Here is a 23762-nt window from a genome sequence, read left to right on the forward strand (position 1 = left end):
CAATACTGCAATCAGGTTTTGAGAAAACCTTATAAACTTGGCTCAGCAATCGCACACTCGAACCCGAAGGATCGAGGTAACTCTTTGATTTCTCGCGGAGTAATTGTGATGCTGATAATCTTGTTGACTAACAGTCTTAACTCACAAGCACCCACACGAATTGCTTGATTCAATTGTTAAAGAGCGGTGGGTTGATTCTTTCGTCTCAACCGAGGCGCGCATTCTACGCTAGCCTCGCATCCTGTCAAGCGTTTATTTTGAAGTATTTAGTTAATGTCTAACAACTTCAACCGCTTGCGCTTTCGATTGCTCGTCAGCGGGAGGCGAATATTACTAGATTTTGCCGGTGAGTCAACACCTGTTCGCAAAACTTTTCACGACATCGTTCGTTTGACGTCAGGAACCAAGGGGCGCGCATTCAAACCGATTCGGTTCGACCTGGCATACGTGCTGCCGCTTGGGATCGCCCATGGGCAGTTCACGGTGCGAAGCCGGTCCCTTTCGCCAGGGATCGGGTGGGTTCATGGGGTCGGCCAGATAGACCCCGCTCGATGCGCAACCCGTCAGACACATCACTAATGCCAGTATTACCTTCGACATCCAATGCCCTCATCAAAGGGTTTGGAGAATACGAAGCCACATCCGCCAATCAAAGAGGTCGTTTCCGATGCTGTTGTAGGACGCTGCCTTGTGACCCGGGCCGCACCGTGCCTCCACCGTATCGTACCTGCCTTAGGGGTTGCTTTTGAGGTACTCGAGAAGGTCGGCCATCTTTTGATCGTTGCCGAACCACCACAGGCGCATCTTGGTACCAGGCACCACATCGCTGGGTGCCTCGACGAAGGCGGCGATCTTCTCGGTGGTCCAGACGATGCCCGAGTTCTTCATCTCTGCTGAATAGCTGTAGTCACCGGTGCTTCCCGCCGCACGGCCGATCAGGCCATTGAGCTGCGGGCCGAATGCGGCCTGGGCACCGCGGCCTACCTTGTGGCAACCACCGCAATTCTTGTCGAATGTCGCCTGGCCGGCTACGGCGTCTCCCGCGGCCATGGCGTTGGCCTGCACCGCGACCAGTAGCGCGAAGAGCGCGCAGGTTACTGATTTCATGTTTCCTCGGATTGTTGTTACAGATGCTCATCATAACGGCTGACACAACAAAGAGAGATGCCGGGATAATGCAGAGTGATCACTGCCAATAAAAATGGAAGAGGAGTCACTTATGCGCAGGTCCGGCACAGCCATGGTCATTGCGGGTTTTCTGGCATTCACGACCGTATGGGCGGGCGATAGCGCCCATGCCGGGGAGCCTGCAGTCGAAAGCCTGGTGAAGGCCCGGGCCGCATCGTTGATGGCGCAATACAACATTCCAGGCATGGCGATCGCTGTCACTGACGGTCGCCAGCAGCTGTTCTTCACCTATGGGCTGGCGTCGCGCGAAACGAAGGCGCCTGTTACCGCAGACACACTGTTCGAGCTTGGCTCGATCAGCAAGACCTTCACCGCCACCCTCGCTACCTATGCGCAAGCCAATGGGCAGCTGTCTCTGAGCGATCATCCCGGCCAGTATCTGCCCACATTGCGCGGCACACCGCTGGACCAGGCGTCACTCGCCGACCTGGGCACCCACAGCGCCGGCGGATTTCCTCTGCAGTTGCCGGACGACATCCAGAACGCTGCACAACTGATGACGTACTTTCGCGACTGGCAGCCCACCTATGCACCGGGCACCCAGCGCAGCTATGCGAACCCCAGCATTGGGTTGCTCGGGATGATCGCGGCCACGAGCATGAAAATGTCGTTCGGCCAGGCCATGCGCGACAGGCTGCTCCCAGGCCTGGGCCTTTACCACACTTACCTGGATGTCCCGACTGCGCAGTTGCCGTTGTATGCGCAGGGCTACGACAAGAACGACAAACCGGTGCGGCTGAACCCGGCGGTACTGGCCGAGGAAGCCTATGGTTTCAAGTCCAGTGCGCGGGACATGCTTCATTATGTTCAGGCACAGATGGGCGCGGTGGCCTTGCCTGCGAAGCTGCGTGAGGCATTGGATGCCACGCAACGGGGCTACTTCCGGGTAGGTGGCATGACGCAAGCCCTGATCTGGGAGCAATACGCCTATCCCGTAGCGCTCGACACCTTGGTGCAAGGCAATTCCAATGCAGTAGCCCTGACTACCCAACCCACAAGCCCGCTGCGGCATCTGGACAAGGTATGGGTCAACAAAACCGGGTCGACCAATGGATTTGGCGGGTATGTGGCGTTTGTCCCATCACGAGGGATCGGCGTCGTGGTGCTGGCGAACAAGAACTATCCGAACGAAGCGCGGGTCAGGTTCGCTCATGAGCTTGTCCAGACACTGGACCAGAGACTGGACAAGTAGGGGGTTCACGCACGTTCTCAAGCCCATGGGTCTGGAGTAGGATCCGAGTCCTGACCTTATTGGAGTTTCGTCGATGCGCCGCACTTGCCTGTTTCTCGCTTTCACGCTGGGCCTGGTCAACGTGGCCTGGGCTGCCAAGCCAGCACCGAGCGCCCCGAAAGCGCAGACCGTCAAGACGCTCGACGGCAAGTTCATGTTCACCCTGCCTGCGGGGTACACCGCCAACCCGCTGCCACCTGCCGATCCGAAAAGCGAAGCTGCAGGTGCCAAGGGCATGATGTACATGAATGAAAGCGAAAGACGCGTGGTGGTGACCACTGAACTGCCCATTCCCAAGGGTGGGCGTGCCGCCGACAACGATGATGAGTTCCTGACGGGCGCGACGGCAGGTTTCATCAAGCAACAGGCGACTGCGTTGCCTGACTTCAAGAAGACTGCGGAAAAACGTATCACCTTGCGAAAGCTGGGCGTGGAACAAATCGACAGCACCGCGACCATGGGCGGCGGCGCAACCATGACGACCACCTTCGTGGCCGGCTCGGGACCGACCATGTCGGTTGTCCAAGTGATTTCGCGCGCCAGCGACCAGACGGGTCATGCGGCCATGGTCAAGCGTATCGTGACTGGCAAGTAACGGAATCGGCCCACCCTGCCCGGCTGTGGCAGGGGGTTTGCTGTGCGCAGGACAAAACAGCGCCCAACAAAAAACCCGCCGAAGCGGGTTTTTTGTCTAGCCATTCCAACATCCTGTCAGCAGCTTCCTTGCAATGGCCGGTCGTCCCTGACCCTGAGTCGCATCCTTCGTCTCAGTTAGTGAGGCTAGATTACTGGGATGAAGGTGATCGCAATAGAGGCGATTGGAGCCACAGCGTGTAAGTGATTCGCTATACCGCTGCTACGCGTCGTAGCCAGAGGGTAACGGTTGTGCCCTCGCCCAGCCGGCTCTCGATACGTGCGATACCCTCTGCGCTCGACGCGAAACCGTACACCTGCGACAACCCCAACCCGGTGCCCTGCCCGGCAGTCTTGGTGGTATAGAACGGTTCGAAGACCTGTACCAGTACGTCTTCCGGGATGCCCGGCCCATCGTCGGCAACGCTCAGGCAAAGGTAGGTGCCGTCGGCCAGTTGGGCGTCGCCGCAGACGACACGTTCACAGGTGGCCACGCGGATCTGCCCGGCACCGCGCAGCGCATCCCGCGCATTGACCAGCAGGTTGAGCAACGCAGCATCCAATTGATGGGCGTCGCACATCACCGCCTGCGCTGGCGCTTGCAGATCCAGCTGCACCTTCGTCGCCGTACCGAGCGCGCGACCGAACAGGTCACTGTTGTGCTCGATCCGCTCGTCGAGTACGACCGCCTGCACGCTGGGCTCCTCGCGACGGGCGAAGGCGAGCAGGTGATGAATCAATTGCGCGCCCTGCCGTACCGCCTGCAGGCCGATTTCGGTGAGGCGTTCGACTTCCAGGGGCTTGCGTGCCTTGAGGCGAGTCATCTGCAAGCTGGCACTGACGGCCTGCAACAGGTTGTTGAAATCGTGGGCGATACCCGCGGTCAGTTGGCCCAGCGAGGAAACCCGTTGGGCGTGGCGCAGGGTCTGCAGGGTTTGCTGGTGCTCGCCCAGCACGTTGTCGAGCTGCCGGGACAAGGCAAGGGTCTGTTGCTCGCGCTCGGCGTTGAGCAGGCGCAACTCCAATTGCGCAGCCGTTTGCCGTGCCAGAGCCTGCAGAGCGCTGCACTGCGCCGCATCCAGCGTGCGCGGCACGGTGTCGATGACGCACACCGTGCCCAGTGCCAAGCCCTGGCGCGAGATGATCGGCGCGCCCGCATAGAAGCGAATATAGGGAGGGCCCAACACGAGCGGACTGCCCTTGAAGCGCAGGTCAAGATGAGTGTCCTGGACGATCATCACGGTATCGGGCGCGAGGATGGCATGGGCGCAGAACGCCAGGTCGCGATGGGTCTCGGAAACGTCGAGCCCGACACACGCCTTGAACCATTGACGCTCGCGGTCCACCAGAGAAACCAGGCCGATGGGTGTCCCGCAGAGCTGAGTCGCCAACTGGACGATGTCGTCGAAGCCCGGCTCCGGGACACTGTCGAGCACACCCAGATGTTCGAGCGCAGCCAGGCGTTCGGACTCGTCGATAGGCGATGGGGCCGGGCTGTGGGACATGCAAAGGGCCAGGTTGAGGAATTGATTGGCGATAATGCGCGCGGCGAGCCAAGGCGGCAAGCATGTGCAAGCATATTGCGCATGAACGAAAAAGGGCGACCCTTCCGGATCGCCCTTCTGCACCGCCCAGCAGAGCGGATTTTGTTTGGTAGGCGCGATTGGACTCGAACCAACGACCCCCACCATGTCAAGGTGGTGCTCTAACCAACTGAGCTACGTGCCTGCTGTGGCGCGCAATTTTACGGATTGAGGCGCCACTGTCAACGGCAATTTGCCGCCAATCGTAAAAAAATCACTCACTTGCAACGAACGCACTCGATGCGCAGGTCAATGCAGACAGCATTGCTTGAATTTCTTACCGCTGCCGCAGGGGCAGGGATCGTTGCGGCCCGTCTTGGTTTCGCCGGTGATGGGCGTCTTGCCCGGACGACGCTCGAACCAGTACTGGTGCAGACGAATGGCGGCCATCTGGATCATCTCCATGGCCTCCTCGGCGTCCAGTTGCTCGCCTGATGCGTCATGTTTCAAGAGGTCGACACCTTGGGTGTGCAGCGTGATCAACGCCAGCAGGTCCTGCTCCTGGTCGGGCATGTCGAGCCAGCTGCCACCGACCACCACCCCACGTTCGTAGCCATAGCACCAGTCCTCGACGCTGACCACTTCTTCGTCGTCGAACAGGTTGAAGATCGGCGCGAAGTTTTCGAAGTCTTCTTCCAGCAGCATGGCCAACTGGTTCATGTGTTGGATGAGCAGGTCGAAGAATTTCTCGAACTGCTTGTCATCCTTGAAGACCGGCAAGTGATCAGGCCCACCCCACAGCGCTGCGTACCAGTCGTCGAAAGCGATTGCCTGAGGGCACGAAACGATGGCTGTGAAAAAGCCATCGAGCTCGGAGATGCTGCCGACCGATTTCTCGCTGGCGTATTGCCCCAGTACGTCTTCCACGTAATCCAGTTGTGCGTCGGTCAGCGCGTCATTGCTGATGGTGTAGGCCATGGTCTGCTCGGTCGGGTCATCAAAAAGAATGCCCGCATTGTAGCCGCCAGCGTGGACGATGTCCCCGGATCTGCCGCCGATCAGTTGTCCAATTGGCTCAGGTAACGCGTGATGTCGTGCTCTTGGCCGCTACCGACCAGCATCCAGAGCAGGATCCGACACTTGCGCGGGCAGAGAAATCTACCCATCACGGCGCCCTTCGCCTGCAGGTCCAGCTCGCCTCCCGCGAAGCCGTAACTACCGCTGGCCGTTGGCCCGCTGCCCGTGCGAGTGGCCACTATGACCGGCATATGCCGGGCAATGACGTGCAGGCTGGCGGCCCAGCGCTGCGATACATGCCCGGCGCCGAAACCGCCAATGACCACGCCCCGATACCCGGCGTCGACGACCCTGTCGAGCAGCAGGGTGTCTGCATCCAGTGTGGCTTCGAGTAGCAACACGGTGTGATCGGTTCGGGTGGGATACGGCAGGCAGCAGCGCGCTGCAGGCGCGGCGGCGTAGTGCACCCGACCTTCGATCATCAGGCCAATCGGCCCGTAGGGTGCCGAGGCGAAGGCATCCATGGCCAATGCCGCGACCTTGCGCACCCGGGACGCCGCGTGCACCTGATCGTTGATCACTACCAACACGCCACGCCTGCGACTGTGTTCGGCCAGCGCCACCTGACTTGCAGCCAGCAGGTTAGCCGGGCCATCGGCACCGCAATGCGATGCCGCACGCATGGCGCCTGTCAGCACCAGAGGCTCATCGAGATCCCACAGCAGGTCGAGGAAAAAAGCGGCTTCTTCCAGGGTATCGGTGCCTTGGCTCAAGACCACCCCGACGGCTCCAGCCGCGATGCAGCTACGGGCCCAATCCAGGGCCTCGAGCAAGGCCTGGAAACTCAAGGAGGCGCTGGGCAGCAGATTCAGTGTGTGCACCTGAACCTCGGCCAGCGACGTCAACTCGGGCAGCAGGTCCACCATGCCCTGCCCGCTCAAACTGGGTTGAACACCTGCCCCAGTGGCCTGGGCCTGCATGCTGATGGTGCCGCCCAGGGCACCTACGGATAGTCTGGGTAGAGCCATGGGCGGTACTCCGTCAGAGGTTTGGGCTGCCGATGATCAGACCGATCAGCGGAAGGATGAGCACGGTGCTGATTGCCATGGACAGCACGTTGCCGATGTAGCCATGCATATAGGACGGCAGCCGCTGGCTGATGGCGACGGCCAGGGGCGGCGCCAGCAGTGCGCCCAATGCGGCACTGAGGATGATCACCGGCAGGCTGCCACCATGGACCAGAATCGCGGCGGGGGCTACCGAGACGACGGGAATGTAGGTCGGATACCAGCCGCGAGCAATCCATTGACGGCGCCAGATCAGCACACCCAGCGCCGAGGCCAGGGTTTGCGCCGCCAACAGCTGCAACAGCCAACCGGAACCGTAGAACGGACTGGCCGGATTGAGCATCAGCGCCAGCAGCGCCCCCAGCACCAACCCCAGGCTGGCCCATTCGTTGCCGAAGAACGGGGCCTCGGAGAAATCCGCAAGGATACGGCGCAAGGTCCAGCGCAGGCCGTAGTTGGCCGGAGAAGCCACCACCGGTGGCGCTTGCGCAGGCGCCGCGTCAGGCCTGACCAGAACCGGGAAGCGCTTGCACAGCAGGAAGCCGATTACGCTGCCCACTGCCATGCCGGTAACATTGCCGATCACCACTGGCAATGCCAGCGGGGTACACACGTACTTGACGATCAGCAGGCAGGCCGGGGTGATCAGCACGGCGCCCATCACGGCCCCGGTAAGCGCCACGCGCCAGCCACGCCCGAACAGCAGCACCGTGGCCGCCGGCATGGACACGAACGCGACGAAAGTCGGCTGCCAGGTATCGGCCGAAAGTGTCCATCCCCAGAGCAGATTGCCCAGACCCAGGCCGAGCAGCGAGCTGGTCACCACCCATGGCCAGAGCCCGGTGCCGTAGCAGATCGCGAAGCCTTGCCAGCGCTTGCCGGTGTGATTGGCCCACCAGCCCAGTCCGGCACCTGCCAGCAGGCCGATGGAGGCAAACTCATGCTTGTAGAACGCGACTTCGCTGATATCACCCACCACCCAGCGCCACCAGGCTGCCGGGTGGTGCAAGTTAGCCATCATGTCGCCATAGCTGGGCCACAGTGCGTCGATGGCCAGCAGCTTGCCGCTGATGACGGTCAGGGTAATGGCCAGCGACAGCATCAACAGGCCAGTTAAAGTCCCGCTGGATGCGCGGGTTGGTGTGTCTTGCAGAGAGGATTGCATGGCCAGCCCTCCTCAGCGCGGCAGCGCGGCGTGACGGTCATAGCCCAGCATCGAGCCATAGAGGTCGACCCGACGGTCGCGCGGCAGATCGTTGAGGCTGTTCCAGATCGGCGCGCTGCGTGCGGACACGAGGTCGACGTCGGCATAGAGGATGGTTTCCTCTTCGGCTCCGGCCACCTCGCTAAGCGGCCAACCGTTGGTACCGGCAATCAACGAACAGCCCAGGAAGCGATCGCCGCGATCGGTACCGATGCGATTGGCTGCAGCGATGAACGTGTTGTTGACGTGCGCTGCAGTGATGGTCAGGTAAGACGCCATGCATTTGCCGGTTTCGTCGAACAGCGGCGGCGGCGTCCAGACCCAGTTGTTCAGGCTGCAGATGATGTCGGCACCCTGCAGGCTCAGCAGGCGTGGCACTTCCGGAAACCAGACGTCCCAGCAGATCATCAGCCCGATGCGCCCGATGGGCGTTTCGAACACCGGAAAACCGAGGTCGCCGGGACTGAACCAGAGCTTTTCGAGATTCCACAGATGAGCCTTGCGGTACTTGCCTATGAAGCCGTCGGGCCCCACCAGCATTGCGCAGTCGTAAAGCTTGTGCCCGTCGCGCTCCGCCAGGCCGGCGGCGAGATAGACCTTATGTTCGCGCGCGAACTCGATCCAGGCCTGCGCGCTGGGGCCGTCGGGCACGGCCTCGGCCAACGCGAACGCTTCTTCGCGGTTGCGGTAGGCGTAGCCGGTGTTGGCCAGCTCCGGCAGCACGATCAGTTGGGCGCCTCCCGCGACCGCGCGCTGGGCCAGGTGAAGGCTATGGGAGAGGTTGAACGAGCGATGCTCGAGACCGCATTGTGGATCGAACTGAACGACAGCGACCCGCACGGGGCTGATAGCGGAAACAGAGGACATGGAGGCACCTTCTTGTTGTTTTTGGATTGCCTCCGCATAGAAACGCATTCGTTAAGATCATAGAACCGGACGCTTCCCAAGCATCTGTAGGATTAATCCGGCAGGTAGGGCAAGAGGGTACAAAGTCGTTCAGGACTCGGTGCCATACCGAGGGTAATGAGACAGGTCGAACCCGCCGTTGAACACTGCGCCCTGGTTGGCGCAGAGGTTGATCACCGCATCCACGGCGCCGCGCATGGCCGGTTCGGTCCAGCCGGCGTCGACCGAAAACGATTCACCTGCGAGGTACAGCCCGGATAGGCGGCTGTAATCGCGGTTGTAGCTCATGAGCCCGACCGCATCCTGATACGCGCCTGCCCGGTAAAGCTTGGCGCAGCCCAGCGCATTGCGGTCCGTGACCCAGCGCTGCACGCGTGCGTTGGCGGTGTCGATGAATGGGGAAATGCGCGTGCCGACGTTGCTGCAGCGCATCAAGATGCGGTCCAGCTCGCGCACACAGTTGTCGACCAGCTCGGCGTCGCTGAACGCCGCCAGCTTGGTCGCATCGTCCTCCCAGGTGTAGCTGAGCAGGATGCAGTCATAGGCATAGTTGTCGTTGTAGCGGTAGGCATAGACGTCGTGCACGAAACTGTCGGTGACGAGTATCTGCGGTATGTCACGCCTGGCCGAGAGAAAGGTTTTCTTCAGCGGCGCGTAGACTTTGCAGCTGGTTTCCCAGTGCGCAGTCTTGTAGGCATCGATGGTGGCCTGAGGCAGCATGGCCGAGGTGAAACCAGCCACCTGGATTCGCGTTTCGAGGATCCAGGAGGGCACCGTGACGATCACCGAGTCGAAGCTCTGTTTCACCTGCCGGCTGGCCAGCGCGTCGCTTTGGTGCCAGCGGTAACCCACTTCTATGCTGCCGTCGGCCAGTCGCGTGAGGCTGTTCACCGGGCTGTCTGTGATCAGGCCAGCAGGCTGCTCGCGCAATCGTTCGTAAGGCGAGCGAGCCCCCTCCCCCAGCGGCATGAACATCAGACACTCATCCAATGCAGCCAGACCCAGGTAGCGAGGTGTGGCGAACGCCACACCTTTGGAGTCAGTCACGGCATGCTCGGTTAGGAACGGGGCTGGTAGCGGCATACCCTGGCCATCGACACGGCCGTGTACCAATTGCAAATGGCTGCTGAAGCCGAATATCGCGGTGCGCAGTGGATAAAGGCTGCACACGTCGTAGAAAGCGCCCCAACTGCCATCGCCTATGCCGATGGCGTAGAAGATCGACGATTCGGCGGCCGACATGCCCAGACCACCGAAGTCGCCCGGCCGGCTGGGATCCCAAGTGGGTACGCAAGGAGCGCGAACCAGCTCGCGGAACGCTACATGCTGGTAGCGCGTGACAATCGCAGACCACAAGGCGGGCCACTGTTGACTGCCGAACACGGCGGCGACCTGCATCGCCATTCGCTCGGCGAACAGCTTCCATTTCTGGTAGACGGCTTGCAGCACGGCGGTAGGTGGCGGTGTGCTGCCGTCGGGATTGTTCCAGATCAGCAGTTGGGGTTCGGTTCCCCCTGCCAGGCGACCTTCGTGCAGATAGATGCCGGTGGAGTGTACGAAGGGCGTGCCGGGATTCGGGAAGTCTGAGGTCTTGAGATCGTACAGGCCTGCGTAGTAGGCCATCAATGAGCGGCCGTCTACAGGCGCCTCGCCGGTGCGATTGAAAAAGGGCATGCGCATGGCGCCCATTTCGAAAGGCGTCGAGGGCGTGGATTGAGGGCTGTCGACCTGCACGGTGAGGTGACGTCCGCCGAGGCGGCGCGACTGCTCGATCAAGGTGATGCGTTCGAAGCCACAGCGCAGCAGTTCGCGAGCTGCCACCAACCCTGCGACGCCCGCGCCAATGATGCAGATGCGGTGTTGTGCGTTACCTGCGTGAGCAATGCCCCCGGTTTGTTCGAGCAGGCGGCGGTAGTCGAAGCATAGATCCGGAGGGTTGGGAAAGCGGGCGGCCCACGGCAGGCTGGCGGGGTTTTGCACGGCGGCTGCGATGTCGGCGGGATGGTTGTGGGATGAGCCAATGGTCATGAATGACAGTCCTTGTCGGTCGGATTGAGGAGGCGTCAGTGTGCGAAGCCGTGGTGCGTCCAGGCAGAGGGATTGGGGGGCTGCGGTGTAGGAAGAATTTGGGGCGTATGTGGGAAGCAGGTGCGGTGGTTCAGGGAAGTTGCGGTGTGGCCGGACGCGGCTCGCGCCGCTGCTACAGGGGGCCGGGTGTGTCGCCGCGTCGGGTGTTAGACGGGACGGGGGTTTGTAACGACGTTCTGGAGGGGCTGGCCTTGGTGCAGCCGGTTGATGTTGGCGGCGATGAAGGCGTAGCGGCGTTCGAACAGGCCCTGGGTCCAGCCGGAGGCGTGGGGCGTGCAGTAGGCATTGGACAGGTCTTCGAAGCGGTGGTGAGCGGGTGCGACCGGGTCGGTGTCGCCGCTGGGGTAGCGGTACCAGACATCCAGGTAGGCCTTGGCGATGAGGTGGTCGCGCAGGGCGTGGTACAACGCATCCTCATCGACCACGGCGGCGCGGGCAATGTTGATCAGGACGGCATCCTGGCGCATTGCGGCAAACTGCGTAGCGCCGAACGAGCCGCGGGTGCGCTCGTTCAACGGGCAGGTGAGGATGACGAAATCGGCACGCGAGAGCGCCTGGTCGAGTTCGCCGGGTGTGTACGCCTCATCCATAGGGCCGTCGACCCGTCCGCCTTCGGCGCGAGCGGAAATGGCGATGATGCGCAGGCCGAAAGCTTGGGCACGGGTGGCAACAGCCTGGCCGATTCGGCCAAAGCCGACGATGACGACCGTCTTGCCGAACAGCTCGCCGCGCGGCTGACGCTTCAGGTAGGCACCCGTCCAGTGTTCGGTACTGAAGCGCGCACGAAGATCCGCCAGCTCGATCTGGTGTTCGAGCATGCAAGCCAGGGCGTATTCAGCCATGGGGATTTCATGTTCGAACACATTGCAGACAGTGGCACCGAGCGGCAGCGCTGCGAAGTCGATGCCATCCAGGCCGGCGCCGGGTACCTGCAACAGGCGGAACGCCGGCGCGGGGCCAGTACGCTGCAAACGCATCGAGACCAGCACGTCGGCGCCTTCGATCTGCGCGTCCCAGGCAGCCGATTCATGGGCCTCACGGGGCAGCGCAACGAACTGCGCCGGGCAGTCCAAGCCTGCGGCAAGCATCTCGCGGTGTGTCGCGGCCTCTCCCACCATCACGATTTTCATGTGTCGCCCTCTTGTGTCGAAACGCTGCCCGCAATGGTAGCGCAAACATCGGTAGTCGGCGGACAGTAGAATATCGGCTCGGTCATGGCAATAGAGCGTGTGCATTGGGCACCGGGCAACCGTCCCGAACGGTACCTGACACCGCTTGAAATCAATTTGCAATGAACAGCCTGCAGTGCGTTCCGGTCCAGTGAAGAGACCCGTCTGGAGTGTGCATGCATGGCAACACCTACCACCGCGCCCCGTCGTCGGCGCTGGCTTCCCTTTCTGCTGCTGGCTCTGGCGATAGGTATCGGCTTGCCGTATGGCTGCTCGCAACTGGCCTATAAGGAGCGGCAATTGCTGTTCAACATCGAACCAGGCACGGCGAGCTGGTATTCGGGACTGCCGTCCGGGGTGACCGAGCTGCAGATTCCGGTCGAGAAAGCCTTGAGCAGCACCCAGTACCTGCACGCCTGGTGGTGGCCGGCATCGCGCGCCGATGCGCCGGCGGTGCTGTATCTGCATGGCACCCGCTGGAACCTGACGGCACAAGTGCGGCGCATCAGTCAGCTGCGCGAGCTGGGCTTCTCGGTGCTGGCCATCGACTACCGCGGTTTCGGCGAAAGCCCCGGCGAGTTGCCGTCGGAGCGCACCGTGTACCAGGACGCCCAGGCTGCCTGGGCCCGGCTGGTGCAGTTTCAGCCCAACGCCGAGCGCCGATTCATCTATGGTCATTCGCTGGGCGGTGCGATCGCCGTGGATCTGGCCGAGCATCTGGCCGAAGGTGACGAGCCCAAGGCGGCCGGGCTGATCGTGGAGTCTACCTTCACCGATCTGGCCGCTGCCGCAGCGGCCGTGGCCAATACGTCGCTGCCCGTGCGCTGGATCATGTCGGAGAAGTTCGACTCCATCGACAAGATCGGCGACATCGGGATACCGGTGCTTATCGTTCATGGCCTGGACGACCGCTATGTACCGCCGCGTTTCAGCCAGGAACTGTTCGATGCCGCTGCCCAGCCCAAACGCTTGCTGCTGGTACCAGGTGGCACGCACAACAACAGCATGACGTTGGGTAGCCAGGCCTACGCCGAGGCGCTGCGCGAGGTGTTCGGTCTGTAGTGGACGCAAAGCGTGGGGTGACGCAACTTATTCAGCGCCCTGAAGGTCTGTGCTGTGGCAGCCGTGCACCGGGCACGCGCGCCAGCGCATTCGCAGGAACCTCCATGGAAAAGCACGAACCCAGCCTTGATGCCTCTGAAGAAGACGGCAAGACCCCTGGCCTTTCGGCCGACGAAAAAGCCGAGGTCCATGAGAATCAACCGCCCCGTGCAGCGGTGCTGCATGAAACCATTCGTATACAGGGCGACCACGAACTCGAACGTACGGTAGCCGCCCTGTGGTGGTCGGCCCTGGCCGCCGGACTGACCATGGGCCTGTCGCTGATGGCCATGGGTCTGTTCAATTCACGCCTGCCCGATGGCGAAACCAGCAAGGTCATTGCCAGCCTGGGCTACTCGGCCGGTTTTCTTGCAGTGATCCTGGCGCGCCAGCAACTGTTCACCGAAAACACCCTGACGGCCGTATTGCCGATCATGAGCAAGCCGAGCCTGAGCAACTTCGGCCGGCTGTTCAAACTATGGGGCGTGGTCCTGGCGGGTAACCTGGCGGGGACCTTGCTGGTGTCCTACGTCATGCTTCATTTGCCGATCTTCGATGCCAAGACCGATGTCGCCTTTCTCGACATCGGCCGCAAGGTGATGGAAAACGACCTGTCGCAGATGTTTTCCAAAGGCATCATTTCGGGCTGGATGATCGCCACCATGGTCTGGATGATTCCTTCGCAGGAAAGCGCCAAGATGTGGATCATCATCCTGGTCACCTACCTGATGGCATTGGGCGATTTCACCCACATCGTCGTGGGTTCGGCAGAGGTTTCCTACCTGGTATGGGCCGGCGAGCTGGACTGGAAAGCCTTCTGGCTCGACTTTGCCGCACCGACGCTGGCCGGCAACATCATTGGCGGCAGCTTCATTTTCGCCTTGATCAGCCATGCCCAGATCAGAAGCGAAAGTGGCCTGCCGCCCAAGGACGATGGGCAGGGCAAGGCGCGCAAGGAACCCAACGCCGACGCCTGAGCCGGGGCTGCATCAGGGTGTAGCCACGGGGGCCGGTGAGTCGACCTGCTCCCACCAGTGCACACCGGCCTGGGGATTGCGCATGTCGACCCGCTCCCCCATGCGCGGCGTGCTCAACGGCACGCTCTTGGCCTGCGCAAGTGCGCTGATGCGATCGAAAGGTTCGTGCCAATCGTGTATCGAAAGGTCGAAGGTCCCATTGTGGATCGGCAGCAGCGTCTTGCCGCGCAGGTCCAGGTGCGCCTGTAGGGATTCTTCGGGCTGCATGTGCACGTTCGGCCAGGCGACGTTGTAGGCACCGGTTTCCATCAGGGTAAGGTCGAAGGGCCCGAACCGTTCGCCGATCTGCTTGAAGCCCGGGAAGTAACCGGTATCGCCGCTGAAGAACAGCCGGAAGTCCTTGTCGATGATCACCCACGATGCCCATAGCGTGCTGTTGCTGTCGAACAGGCTGCGCCCGGAGAAATGCTGCGATGGGGTCGCCACCAGACGCAACCCGCCCACTTCGGTTTCCTGCCACCAGTCCAGCTGACGCACCTTGCTGGCGGGCACGCCCCAGTCGAGCAGGCGGTCGCCCACGCCCAGGGTGGTCAGGAAGTATTCGGTCTTGTCTGCCAGCGCCTTGATCGCCTGCTCGTCCAGATGGTCGTAGTGGTCGTGGGAGAGGATGACGGCCTTGATCGGCGGCAGGTCGGCGATGCTGATCGGTGGCTGATGGAAGCGCAATGGGCCTGCCCACTGCACAGGCGAGGCGCGCTCGGAAAAGACCGGGTCGGTCACCAGGAACTGGCCATTCATCTTCAGCAGCACGGTCGAGTGCCCCAACCGCCACAGGCTGTGGTCCGGCGCCGCCAGCAGTTGCTGGCGAGACAGGCGTTCGACCGGCAATGCCGCCTGCGGACGGGTGCCTGGCGGCTTGCTCAACAGCAGGTACTTGATGCCGATGCGCAGCTTCTTCATGAAGCCGTCCTTGGGCAGGACCACCTGATTGCGATACTGGCCGTCCTCGCGCAACGAGGTTGGCAGTTCTTCGGCGTTAGGTGAAAACGACGTCATAAGCGCAAGCACTCCGAAAAGCAGTGGAATATTCATGCAGCCCTCTGGCTGGAAGATGCGTGCTACAGCATACGCTTTCGGCCTGGCGTGAGAAGCCCGTGCCCGGCCCCGAGCGCCGAGAAGGTGCCTGCATCGGCGCTTGGTCGCCCGGCGGGAACCATGTCGCCGCCGCAGCCGTCCGAATGGGATCAGGAAACGTCTGTTCGCAAGGACCGCTGCTCATGAATGCTGTTGATGCCGCCAACCCCTCCCGCTACTTACGCCATGCACGGCTTCTGGTGCTGGCGTTCGTGCTGCCCATCCTTGCCAGTGTGTTGATTGCCGGCAGTGCCGTGCTCGGCGTTCCCGCCGCGACGGATCATGCCAGCGATCCTTCGGCAGAGACGGTCGCCGCGAACAGCTTGAGCGGCGAGCACGATCTGGGGGATAACAGTGGCCGGCCGCTGATTTCCCTCGAAGAAGCCGGCTCGGGACTGCCCGTGCAGACGCCTCCACCGGGCAGCGAGCCGCTCTGGGCGATGTCGCCGGCGACGATTGCCGCACTGTTGCTCGTCGTGCTGATCGTCTCCGGCGGGCTGCTGCTCAGGACCTTGCGCAGCTTGCGTGACATCGACCGGGATCATGCACGATTGCAGGACAGGCATCGAGCCCTGCAATCGAGCGAAGAGCGCCTGTATGACCTGACCCGTGCCAGTTCCGACTGGATATGGGAAACCGACGAGTTCCTACGGGTCAGTTATCTATCATCGGAATTTACCGCTTCCACCGGTTTGGCAGGTGATGCCTGGCTGGGCCAGCCGATTGAATTGCTGCTGCAGTGCGAAACCCTCCCTCCGGGCCAATGGCTGCAACAGTTGGGAAGCACCGCCGCAGCAGCAGGGACTGGTCAGTTGCGCTGCAGCTACCGCGACAGCGCGGGACAGACCCGCCAGAGTCGCATTGCAGCACGGCCCATCTTGCATGAATCACGTGTGGTCGGTTACCGCGGTACGGTGGTCGACGTCACCGACCATGTCAGCGCCCAGACCCAACTGGCCCACCGCTCCACCCACGATGCCGTGACGGGCCTGGGTGATGAGCATGCCCTGACGCGGTTCCTCGACCAGACCCTGGCCGATCGTCTTCGTCCGCTGCCATTGACCGTGCTGCTGCTGGACCTGGAAGGGTTTGACGCAGCGCAGCAAACCCTGGACAAGCCCGCACGCGAATGTGTTCTGCGCACAGTCGCCAGTCGCCTGCGCGACAGCACGCGCAGCAATGATCTGGTGACACGCCTGCACGCCGGGCAGTTCATGCTCGTGCTGGCCAGCATCGACGAGATGATCGAGATCGAGCATTTCTGTCAGCGCCTGATCGACAACATCCAGCGCCCGATCGCGCATGGCATCAGACAGCTACAGGTGGGTGTGAATATCGGCGTGGTTCACGACCGGCCCGCACGTGGCGATGCCAGCGAGTGGAAGCGCTGCGCGGACGTCGCCCTGCGTCAGGCCAAGGCTCAAGGCGCCGGCAGCTGGCAGCATTTTGCCCCGGCGCTGGACCGACAGAACCAACTCAGGCAACTGGAAACCGATCTGGCATCAGCCATACGCCATGAACAACTGCTGCTGCAGTTTCAGCCCAGGTATAGCGCCGAGGCCGACCGAGTGGTCGCGGTCGAGGCACTGCTGCGCTGGCAGCACCCGGTCGAAGGCTTGCTCACCTCGGACGTTTTCCTGCCTTTGGCCGAGCGCAGCGACTTGATCGTAGCGATCGGCCGCTGGATGTTGGGCGAGGCCTGCAAGGCAGCACGCCATTGGCCACAGTCGATTGCCGTGTCGCTGAGCCTGGCACCGGCGCATTTCAGCCGCGGGGATGTTTCTCGCGATGTTCGTGACGCGCTGGCAGAAGCCCGCTTGCCTGCCAGCCGTCTGCAGGTGCAGGTTGCCGAGCAGGTCATGCTGGGCTGTGCCGACGGTGCCGTAGGTGCACTGACCGCACTGAAGGAACTGGGTACCGGGCTGATTCTCGATGAGTTCGGCAGTGGCTACTGCTCCCTGGGATACCTGCGTCTGTATCCCTTCGATGGGTTGAAGATCGAACGACGTTTCGTGGCCGGCATGACCGACAACCCGAGGGACCGCGCCATGGTGCGCGGCATGATCGACCTGGGCAAGGCCATGGGTGTTCGTGTGATCGGCGCCGGTGTCGATACCCAGCAACCGCTACTCTGCCTGCAGCAAGAAGGATGCGCAGAGGTACAAGGCGATCATTTGAGCACCGCTCTGGATCACCTGGCGCTGGAGCCATTGCTCAAGCAGCAGAGCGCCTTGCGCAGGGTTCGTGAGGTACCGCAGGCACGTAATTACAGCTGATATAAGCCGTGCGGACTCAAGATTTTTTTACAGGCTCGAACGGCATCGCTAGAATCGGTGCACCGTCCGGACACGACCAGCCAATGGTTCCGGCATGCGCAACCACAGTGGACACTCCATGGGCACGACTGCAGCAGCCGACATAGCCACCCTCGCGCGTATCGACGCGGTCCCGGCAATCCTGCAGGTCATCTGCGAAACCACCGGGATGCGTTTTGCAGCGGTAGCCAGAGTTACCGAAGATTCGTGGACCACGTGCGCGGTGCTCGACAGCATCGGCTTTGGCTTGGGTGTCGGCGACGAACTGGACGTGACCACTACCTTGTGTCACGAGATACGCGTCAGTCAGCAGACCGTCATCATCGACAAGGTCAGCGAAGACGAGGTGTACTGCAACCATCACACTCCGCGCATCTACAAGTTCGAAAGCTATATATCGACGCCTATATTCCGCGCCGATGGCAGCTTTTTCGGCACCATCTGTGCGCTCGATCCACGGCCTACCTGCCTCAAAGGCAGCACCATCGAACCCATGATGGAATCGTTCTCGCGATTGCTGTCGCTGCAGATGGAGAATGAAGAACAGCACCAGCGCACGGCTACCGCGTTACTGGAAGAGCGTGAAATGGCCGATCTGCGTGATCAGTTCATTGCGGTGCTCGGCCATGACTTGCGCAATCCGCTGTTTGCCATCAACGCCGGCTCGGAGCTGTTGCAGCGACGCGTCACCGATGAGCGCAGCCTGGGTATCGTCAAGCATATCCAGACCAGTGCACGTCGCGCCTCGCAGCTGATCGAAGATGTGCTGGATTTTGCCCGTGGACGACTCGGTGCCGGCATCGTGGTGGACCTGCAGCCCGACGCCGACCTGACGCGGAGCCTGGAGCACGTGGTCTCCGAGCTGCAGCGCATTCACCCCGACCGGGTCATCACGATGGATGTCGATGATCTGCAAGGCGTGCTATGCGACAAGGAGCGTATTGGCCAACTGCTTTCCAACCTGGTGTCCAACGCGATCATCCACGGTGCTCCGGACAGCGAGGTGCGCGTGTGCGGCCGACTGTCCAATCAGGCATTCACCCTGTCGGTGCATAATCAGGGGCCGGCGATCGCTGAAAACGTGCGCTCGCAGTTGTTCAAACCCTTTGCCCGGCCCAGTGTGCGCAGCCCGCGCGGGGGCCTTGGACTGGGTTTGTACATTGCCTATCAGATCGCCCTGGCCCACGCCGGTCGACTGGAAGTCGCGTCGAGCGATGAAGACGGTACGCAGTTCAGCTTCCACCTGCCCGTGAACACCGACCGCGACTGAGGCCTGGGCCTGCTACGCGGAAAGTGGCCGGCACGACGGCTGGCGATGGTAGCATCGCCCTACCTCCACACCCTGCCTGGCACCCACATGGCGAGACCTGACCCCGGGATCCCCCCCACTCATGGCCAACGCAGCGCGCGACAGCTGAAGCTGCTCACGGGCGGCAGCGAGCCCGACCCACGTTTCACGTTGGCCAACGAACGCACGTTTCTGGCCTGGATTCGTACAGCCCTGGCCTTGATGGCTGGCGGCATCGCTGTCGAAGCATTCACTGCGGACGTGTTCGCACCCGAGTTTCGCAAGAGCCTGGCGGTCATCCTGCTGCTGCTGGGCATGCTGCTCAGTGCCAGTGCGAGCCTGCGCTGGCTGAACGTGGAGCGGGCGATGCGTCACAAGCAGCCCTTGCCCATTCCGTTGCTGGTGCCGCTGCTGTCCATCGGCGGTGCGTTGGTCACGGCAGCGCTGATAGCCTTCGTCGTATTGCGATGAGCCTGCTGCAAGCGGGACATCAGGACGAAGGCCTGCAGCCTGAACGGACGTTGCTGGCGTGGGGACGGACCCTGTTGGCGATGCTGGTGGCGAGTCTGTTCTTTCTGCGCTGGATGCCCTACCACGGGCGCTTCGCCGGTGGCCTGATCGCATTCACTTTGCTGGGAGCGCTGCTGATCTGGCTGAGCCAACGGCGCCGATACCGCTGCAGGGTGGAAGGGATCAGCCGCGCGCGCTTCCCGGCCGACGTAACGGGCGTGCTTGGCCTGGGCAGCATGGTCACGGTGATCGGCGGCGCGGCGATCTGGATCACCTTGATGACCTGAAGCCTCAGGCGTATTCGTTGCGCTCGGCCTTGAGCAATGCCCACGCCAGCCCGGCGACCCACACCAGTGAAGCGAAGTAGTTGACCCGCTGGAACAGGCCGAAGCCACGGCCAACGTCCATCGCTGCTGCCATCCACGGCAGGCAGCCCAGCGCAAACAGGCTACAGATCAGGGACAACCAGACCAAGCCCTTGCGGCCCTCGCGGCGTGCCACGACAATCCACAGCGCACTGGCGAGCAACAGGCTTGCCGACATGATCACGCTGGCGATGGTATGCAGGTTCTGCTGTGTCGAGGGGTATTGCAGGGAACAGCCGGCGTCGCAGGTGAAATACCCAGCGGCTAGGCTCGCCACACCGTGCACGATGATCAGCGAGGCGCTCAGCCGCGCAAGGCGCAGATGAGCATGGCCCGCGTACAGGCCAATACCGAACGCTATCGACAACAGGCCCAGCGGGTAATGACCGAGCCAGGCCCAGAGGGCGTGGGTGGGTGCATCGATGGCGCCCAACAGACCCATCGCCTGATCGATGTGGCTGTACCCAGCGTACAAGCTGCCGGTCACGATGAGGCTGGCGGCCAGCCATAGCGGGCTGATCAGGCCAGCCAGATAGAGTAATTTGCGAATCGGCTGCTGCACAGCGCATCTCCGTCATAAAAAGAGGCCCGGACCTTACTACAGCGCCGGTGCGGTCACGAAGCAATTTCTCCCGCCATTGGGCAAACCCGGCGCTTTGGCAATAACAGGACACATTTTACGTGGAATTCATCGAACTACCGACCTGTGCGCGACCGCTGCTGGACAAGTTCTACAAGCTGCAGAGCAGTCGGATGCGCAGCGTGGGCAACGCCCGCTGGTGGGTAGCACGGAGCGACGGAATCGTTGCAGGTTCGAACTTCCTGCCGGTGGCCGGCGGGCACTGGTTAACCGGCCTGCACGTGGCTGTCGATCAGCGCAACAAGGGCTTGGGCCGACGCTTGCTCAGCACCGCCCAGGCTACGCTGGGCGGGCCGGTATGGTTGTTTTGCGAACCGCCGTTGCGTGGTTTCTACCTGAGCGCCGGCTTCGAGGATGCAACCACTCTGCCTGCCGAGCTGACCCAGCGCCTGCAGCGCTACCGAGCCAGCAAGAACTTGCTGGCCCTGGTGCGTCCGACTGCCGCTTGATCTGCATAGCCTCGGCTCAAGGCTGCGGGCGCGCTGCAACCGATGACGGCGTGGCAGGACTTGCACGCAGGTCCTTCTCGCCCGTGGGCACGGTCCCGGTCTGGTCCACAGCGGGGGTGGTATCTTCAGGGTCTTTGGCACCCTTGTCCTTGCCCTCGGCCGACATGTGCTCGATCACCGCATTCATCTCGGCACCGAGCAACAGCACCGCAGAAGAGATGTAGAAATACAACAGCAACACGATGATCGCGCCAATGCTGCCGTACATGGCGTTGTAGTCGGCGAACGTCTTCACGTAGTAGGCAAAGCCCAGCGACGCGACGATCCACACCACCACGGCGAGCATCGAGCCAGGCGTGATGAAGCGGAATTCCTGCTTCACGTCAGGCATGACGTAGTAGATCACCGCAACGGCGATCATCAGCAGGATGACGATCAGTGGCCAGCGCAGGATGGTCCACAGCGTGACGATGAAATCTTCCATGCCGATCTGCCCGGCCAGCCACTGCATGACCTGGGGACCGGTGACCATCAAGGCCGCTACGCACAACAGCATCCCGGCAAGGCCGATGGTGTACAGAATCGACAGGGGAATGCGCTTCCAGGCCGGACGTTCTTCGACTACATCATAGGCAGCGTTCATTGCGCTCATGGTCAGTCGCACGCCTGCCGAGGCAGTCCACAGCGCAACCACGATACCGATGGAGAGCAAACCACCTTTGGACTGCTGCAACTGGTCGATCACCGGATTGACTTGTTCCAACGCCTGTGGCGGCAGCACCAACTCGGATTGCAGACGCATCCACGAGAAGAAGTCCGGCAGATGCAGGAAGCCGATCAAGGCAATCAGGAAAAGAAGAAAAGGGAATAGCGAGAACAACATCTGGTAGGCCAATGCCGAAGCATAAGTAGGCATTTCGTCGTCGACGAATTCCTTGACCGTGCGAACCATGACCTTCATGAAAGGCAGGTTGTTCATGTGGGGAAATAGCATAGCGTCTCCTTGCGCCACTCGACTTTCGAATACCCTGCCTGAGTGGATGCGCAGCTCAACTGAGTCAGGCAGCCGCGGCAGGCTTGTAGCGGCACGCTTTCTACCGTAAAGCTGCAGGAAAAACGACAATCAGAGTATGTACGTCCGTGTCCGCCCAATAGCACAACGGCCATCGTTTGATGACCGTTGGCGAACTTCACTCAGGCAGGAAACACGCTGCCTCAGTGTTTATTTACAGCGTCTTTCACAGTGTTCTTGACTTCGCCTTCTACTTGCTGGGCTTCGCCTTTCTTCTCTTGCACTGCACCTTCAACCTGCAGTTTGTCGCTACCGGTGACTTTGCCCACGCCTTGCTTGAGGTTGCCGACTGCTTCGTTGGCTACGCCTTTGATCTTGTCTGAAGTGCCGCTCATGGTATGTCTCCTGGTCATGTAGGAATGTCTTGTCTCGACACAGGAATTGACCGGCACCGGCCATCCAGAGTTTCAAATTATTTTGCGTGGCAAAAGACGCCGTGGTCGTGCGGCAGGCACATGGGTTTTGCCCGCGCTTTATGTTCGGCCGATTTGCCCGCAGAATGCCGGTCGGATTCGGCCAGTGCGCCGAAGCGTCATACCTGTAGGAATTTTCATGAAACTCGACAAACCCCAAGCCATCGCCCGTCGCAACAAGGAACTGGGTGGCGCGGTGCTCGGCGTCAACAACTGCCATTTCACCGTGCTGGACGCCAAACGCAACATCTGGTGGTTCGACATCCCTGTGGCACGCATGCAGATCGGCCAGTACGAATGGATTCACCTGCTGCTGCATACTCCTTCCAGTGATCAGCTACTGCACCTGAAAGTGACCACGGCGTTTTTACGTGAACACATGGAAGGGCTGGTGGTGCGCAACGCCGGCAAACGCAAGTCGACGGTCAGCCTCGAGCTGAGCGCCGACAAGGATTCGTTCCTCAAGGATGTGCGCCCCACCGGCAGCGGCGTCGGCTTCGCGCCGTTCCTGCAGGCCTGAAAGCGGCCTGCGTGACGGGCTTCAGACCAGTTCGATACGGTCGGCGTGGATGACGATCTGGCCGTCCTTGTACAGGGCGCCGATGGCCTTCTTGAAGTTGCCCTTGCTGACACCAAACAGGTCGCTGATCACCTGCGGATCGCTCTTGTCGCTGACCGCCAGGGTGCCCTGGTTGTCGCGCAGCTTGTCGAGGATCTGGGCGTTGAGGCTGCTGGTGAGCTGCGCGCCGATGGGCTGCAGGCTCAGGGCAATCTTGCCGTCGCCGCGCAGCTCCTTGATGTAGCCCTTCTCCTGCTTGCCGGAGCGCAGGAACTTGAACACTTCGTTCTTGTGGATCAAGCCCCAATGGGCGTTGTTGATGATGGCCTTGAAGCCCATGTCGGTTTCTTCGACCACCAGCAGATCGACTTCCTGGCCTACCTGATAGGCCGGCGGCAGCTTGTCGAGGTAGCGATCCAGGCGGGCGGTGGCCGTAATGCGGCGCGTACGCTTGTCCAGGTACACGTGTACCACGCAGTACTCGCCCGCTTTCATCTGGCGTTTTTCTTCGGAGAACGGCAGCAGCAGGTCCTTGGGCAGCCCCCAGTCGAGGAAGACGCCAATGCTGTTGATCTCGACGACCTTGAGGCTGGCGAACTCACCCACCTGAACCTTGGGCTTTTCAGTGGTGGCCAGCAGTTTGTCTTCGCTGTCCAGATACACGAAGACGTTCAGCCAGTCTTCGTCTTCGCTGGGAATATCCTTGGGAATGTAGCGATTGGGCAAGAGGATCTCGCCGTCTGCGCCGCCGTCCAGATACAGCCCGAAGTCCGTATGTTTTACCACTTGCAATGCGTTGTAGCGCCCGACTAAAGCCATTTCGAATTTTCCTCGTCACCTGGCTCGGCATTCTACCCGAGAACCCTTCGGTTCGCTGCGCAAGGCGCCTTGCGCGACAGGTATTGGTACGCCG

The 23762-nt window shown here is 61.5% G+C and carries 23 protein-coding genes and 1 tRNA gene; 10 read left to right on the forward strand and 14 right to left on the reverse strand.

What is annotated here, in order from left to right:
• Nucleotides 1-732: 732 nt before the first annotated feature.
• Complete coding sequence (locus IFT44_RS08425) at nt 733-1107, reverse strand: c-type cytochrome (protein ID WP_192058749.1); 375 nt, start codon at nt 1105-1107, stop codon at nt 733-735.
• A 133-nt stretch (nt 1108-1240) separates the two neighbouring features.
• Here IFT44_RS08425 and ampC point away from each other — a divergent pair, with 133 nt between their 5' ends.
• A complete protein-coding gene (gene ampC, locus IFT44_RS08430; protein WP_446730947.1) occupies nt 1241-2380 on the forward strand; it encodes a class C beta-lactamase in 1140 nt (379 codons plus the stop codon).
• 73 nt (nt 2381-2453) lie between these two features.
• A complete protein-coding gene (locus IFT44_RS08435) occupies nt 2454-3014 on the forward strand; it encodes a hypothetical protein (protein ID WP_192058745.1) in 561 nt (186 codons plus the stop codon).
• A 250-nt stretch (nt 3015-3264) separates the two neighbouring features.
• Here IFT44_RS08435 and IFT44_RS08440 read toward each other — a convergent pair whose 3' ends face one another.
• From IFT44_RS08440 to IFT44_RS08475, 8 genes are all read right to left on the reverse strand, one after another.
• Nucleotides 3265-4557, reverse strand: coding sequence for a sensor histidine kinase (locus IFT44_RS08440; protein ID WP_185795113.1), 1293 nt, complete (start codon nt 4555-4557; stop codon nt 3265-3267).
• Nucleotides 4558-4703: 146 nt separating this feature from the next.
• Nucleotides 4704-4780 (reverse strand) — tRNA-Val (locus tag IFT44_RS08445).
• Nucleotides 4781-4884: 104 nt separating this feature from the next.
• Nucleotides 4885-5553 carry a UPF0149 family protein gene (locus tag IFT44_RS08450; protein WP_192175756.1) on the reverse strand — a complete coding sequence of 223 codons (669 nt, stop codon included), beginning with the start codon at nt 5551-5553 and terminating at the stop codon, nt 4885-4887.
• An 80-nt stretch (nt 5554-5633) separates the two neighbouring features.
• A complete protein-coding gene (locus tag IFT44_RS08455) occupies nt 5634-6620 on the reverse strand; it encodes an asparaginase (RefSeq protein ID WP_192175757.1) in 987 nt (328 codons plus the stop codon).
• Nucleotides 6621-6633: 13 nt separating this feature from the next.
• The gene (locus IFT44_RS08460; RefSeq protein WP_122474935.1) at nt 6634-7824 is read right to left on the reverse strand and encodes a hypothetical protein; all 1191 of its coding nucleotides are present in this window, start codon (nt 7822-7824) and stop codon (nt 6634-6636) included.
• A 12-nt stretch (nt 7825-7836) separates the two neighbouring features.
• Complete coding sequence (locus tag IFT44_RS08465; protein WP_185795110.1) at nt 7837-8730, reverse strand: nitrilase family protein; 894 nt, start codon at nt 8728-8730, stop codon at nt 7837-7839.
• Between the two features lie 129 nt (nt 8731-8859).
• Nucleotides 8860-10797, reverse strand: a complete 1938-nt coding sequence (locus IFT44_RS08470; protein WP_192175758.1) for a flavin monoamine oxidase family protein — start codon at nt 10795-10797, stop codon at nt 8860-8862.
• Nucleotides 10798-11003: 206 nt separating this feature from the next.
• A complete protein-coding gene (locus IFT44_RS08475; protein WP_192175759.1) occupies nt 11004-11987 on the reverse strand; it encodes a 2-hydroxyacid dehydrogenase in 984 nt (327 codons plus the stop codon).
• A gap of 219 nt (nt 11988-12206) precedes the next feature.
• Here IFT44_RS08475 and IFT44_RS08480 point away from each other — a divergent pair, with 219 nt between their 5' ends.
• Nucleotides 12207-13088, forward strand: a complete 882-nt coding sequence (locus IFT44_RS08480) for an alpha/beta hydrolase (RefSeq protein WP_192102564.1) — start codon at nt 12207-12209, stop codon at nt 13086-13088.
• A gap of 104 nt (nt 13089-13192) precedes the next feature.
• Nucleotides 13193-14104, forward strand: a complete 912-nt coding sequence (locus tag IFT44_RS08485; protein WP_192054538.1) for a formate/nitrite transporter family protein — start codon at nt 13193-13195, stop codon at nt 14102-14104.
• 12 nt (nt 14105-14116) lie between these two features.
• On the opposite strand, the gene IFT44_RS08490 is transcribed toward IFT44_RS08485, so the two are convergent.
• Nucleotides 14117-15196 carry an MBL fold metallo-hydrolase gene (locus IFT44_RS08490; protein ID WP_185795105.1) on the reverse strand — a complete coding sequence of 360 codons (1080 nt, stop codon included), beginning with the start codon at nt 15194-15196 and terminating at the stop codon, nt 14117-14119.
• Between the two features lie 185 nt (nt 15197-15381).
• On the opposite strand from IFT44_RS08490, the gene IFT44_RS08495 reads away from it, so the two are divergent.
• The 4 genes from IFT44_RS08495 to IFT44_RS08510 all read left to right on the forward strand — a co-directional run bounded on the left by IFT44_RS08495 (nt 15382) and on the right by IFT44_RS08510 (nt 19638).
• Nucleotides 15382-17514 (forward strand): putative bifunctional diguanylate cyclase/phosphodiesterase, encoded by a 2133-nt coding sequence (locus IFT44_RS08495; protein WP_192175760.1) that lies wholly within the window; start codon nt 15382-15384, stop codon nt 17512-17514.
• A 118-nt stretch (nt 17515-17632) separates the two neighbouring features.
• Nucleotides 17633-18823: a sensor histidine kinase gene (locus IFT44_RS08500; RefSeq protein ID WP_192058781.1), complete on the forward strand. Its 1191-nt coding sequence runs from the start codon at nt 17633-17635 to the stop codon at nt 18821-18823.
• Between the two features lie 87 nt (nt 18824-18910).
• A complete protein-coding gene (locus tag IFT44_RS08505; RefSeq protein ID WP_122474951.1) occupies nt 18911-19312 on the forward strand; it encodes a YidH family protein in 402 nt (133 codons plus the stop codon).
• Nucleotides 19309-19638: a DUF202 domain-containing protein gene (locus IFT44_RS08510; protein WP_185795103.1), complete on the forward strand. Its 330-nt coding sequence runs from the start codon at nt 19309-19311 to the stop codon at nt 19636-19638. Before IFT44_RS08505 ends, IFT44_RS08510 begins: the two co-directional genes overlap by 4 nt.
• A gap of 4 nt (nt 19639-19642) precedes the next feature.
• Here IFT44_RS08510 and IFT44_RS08515 read toward each other — a convergent pair whose 3' ends face one another.
• The gene (locus IFT44_RS08515; protein WP_122474955.1) at nt 19643-20278 is read right to left on the reverse strand and encodes a DUF998 domain-containing protein; all 636 of its coding nucleotides are present in this window, start codon (nt 20276-20278) and stop codon (nt 19643-19645) included.
• Nucleotides 20279-20397: 119 nt separating this feature from the next.
• Between IFT44_RS08515 and IFT44_RS08520 the strand changes: the two genes are divergently transcribed.
• A complete protein-coding gene (locus IFT44_RS08520; RefSeq protein ID WP_342214277.1) occupies nt 20398-20805 on the forward strand; it encodes a GNAT family N-acetyltransferase in 408 nt (135 codons plus the stop codon).
• Between the two features lie 16 nt (nt 20806-20821).
• On the opposite strand, the gene IFT44_RS08525 is transcribed toward IFT44_RS08520, so the two are convergent.
• Nucleotides 20822-21799, reverse strand: coding sequence for a YihY/virulence factor BrkB family protein (locus IFT44_RS08525; RefSeq protein ID WP_185795101.1), 978 nt, complete (start codon nt 21797-21799; stop codon nt 20822-20824).
• Between the two features lie 221 nt (nt 21800-22020).
• Nucleotides 22021-22212, reverse strand: a complete 192-nt coding sequence (locus IFT44_RS08530) for a CsbD family protein (RefSeq protein ID WP_192058726.1) — start codon at nt 22210-22212, stop codon at nt 22021-22023.
• 217 nt (nt 22213-22429) lie between these two features.
• Between IFT44_RS08530 and IFT44_RS08535 the strand changes: the two genes are divergently transcribed.
• Nucleotides 22430-22810, forward strand: a complete 381-nt coding sequence (locus tag IFT44_RS08535) for a hypothetical protein (RefSeq protein ID WP_192102569.1) — start codon at nt 22430-22432, stop codon at nt 22808-22810.
• A gap of 21 nt (nt 22811-22831) precedes the next feature.
• Here IFT44_RS08535 and IFT44_RS08540 read toward each other — a convergent pair whose 3' ends face one another.
• On the reverse strand, nt 22832-23668 hold the full coding sequence (locus IFT44_RS08540; RefSeq protein WP_192102570.1) for a CvfB family protein: 837 nt from the start codon (nt 23666-23668) through the stop codon (nt 22832-22834).
• Between the last annotated feature and the right edge of the window lie 94 nt (nt 23669-23762).

This window comes from Pseudomonas sp. CFBP 13710 (genome assembly GCF_014842235.1).
In the GTDB taxonomy this organism is placed as follows: Bacteria; Pseudomonadota; Gammaproteobacteria; order Pseudomonadales; family Pseudomonadaceae; genus Aquipseudomonas; species Aquipseudomonas baltica.

Coding starts and splice junctions, on each gene's coding strand:
- IFT44_RS08450 (WP_192175756.1), bottom strand. CDS start 5,553: ATGGCCTACACCATCAGCAATGACGCGCTGACCGACGCACAACTGGAT.
- IFT44_RS08470 (WP_192175758.1), bottom strand. CDS start 10,797: ATGACCATTGGCTCATCCCACAACCATCCCGCCGACATCGCAGCCGCC.
- IFT44_RS08465 (WP_185795110.1), bottom strand. CDS start 8,730: ATGTCCTCTGTTTCCGCTATCAGCCCCGTGCGGGTCGCTGTCGTTCAG.
- IFT44_RS08425 (WP_192058749.1), bottom strand. CDS start 1,107: ATGAAATCAGTAACCTGCGCGCTCTTCGCGCTACTGGTCGCGGTGCAG.
- IFT44_RS08480 (WP_192102564.1), top strand. CDS start 12,207: ATGGCAACACCTACCACCGCGCCCCGTCGTCGGCGCTGGCTTCCCTTT.
- IFT44_RS08530 (WP_192058726.1), bottom strand. CDS start 22,212: ATGAGCGGCACTTCAGACAAGATCAAAGGCGTAGCCAACGAAGCAGTC.
- IFT44_RS08510 (WP_185795103.1), top strand. CDS start 19,309: ATGAGCCTGCTGCAAGCGGGACATCAGGACGAAGGCCTGCAGCCTGAA.
- IFT44_RS08505 (WP_122474951.1), top strand. CDS start 18,911: ATGGCGAGACCTGACCCCGGGATCCCCCCCACTCATGGCCAACGCAGC.
- IFT44_RS08490 (WP_185795105.1), bottom strand. CDS start 15,196: ATGAATATTCCACTGCTTTTCGGAGTGCTTGCGCTTATGACGTCGTTT.
- IFT44_RS08440 (WP_185795113.1), bottom strand. CDS start 4,557: ATGTCCCACAGCCCGGCCCCATCGCCTATCGACGAGTCCGAACGCCTG.
- IFT44_RS08540 (WP_192102570.1), bottom strand. CDS start 23,668: ATGGCTTTAGTCGGGCGCTACAACGCATTGCAAGTGGTAAAACATACG.
- IFT44_RS08525 (WP_185795101.1), bottom strand. CDS start 21,799: ATGCTATTTCCCCACATGAACAACCTGCCTTTCATGAAGGTCATGGTT.
- IFT44_RS08435 (WP_192058745.1), top strand. CDS start 2,454: ATGCGCCGCACTTGCCTGTTTCTCGCTTTCACGCTGGGCCTGGTCAAC.
- IFT44_RS08535 (WP_192102569.1), top strand. CDS start 22,430: ATGAAACTCGACAAACCCCAAGCCATCGCCCGTCGCAACAAGGAACTG.
- ampC (WP_446730947.1), top strand. CDS start 1,241: ATGGTCATTGCGGGTTTTCTGGCATTCACGACCGTATGGGCGGGCGAT.
- IFT44_RS08475 (WP_192175759.1), bottom strand. CDS start 11,987: ATGAAAATCGTGATGGTGGGAGAGGCCGCGACACACCGCGAGATGCTT.
- IFT44_RS08460 (WP_122474935.1), bottom strand. CDS start 7,824: ATGCAATCCTCTCTGCAAGACACACCAACCCGCGCATCCAGCGGGACT.
- IFT44_RS08485 (WP_192054538.1), top strand. CDS start 13,193: ATGGAAAAGCACGAACCCAGCCTTGATGCCTCTGAAGAAGACGGCAAG.
- IFT44_RS08495 (WP_192175760.1), top strand. CDS start 15,382: ATGAATGCTGTTGATGCCGCCAACCCCTCCCGCTACTTACGCCATGCA.
- IFT44_RS08455 (WP_192175757.1), bottom strand. CDS start 6,620: ATGGCTCTACCCAGACTATCCGTAGGTGCCCTGGGCGGCACCATCAGC.
- IFT44_RS08500 (WP_192058781.1), top strand. CDS start 17,633: ATGGGCACGACTGCAGCAGCCGACATAGCCACCCTCGCGCGTATCGAC.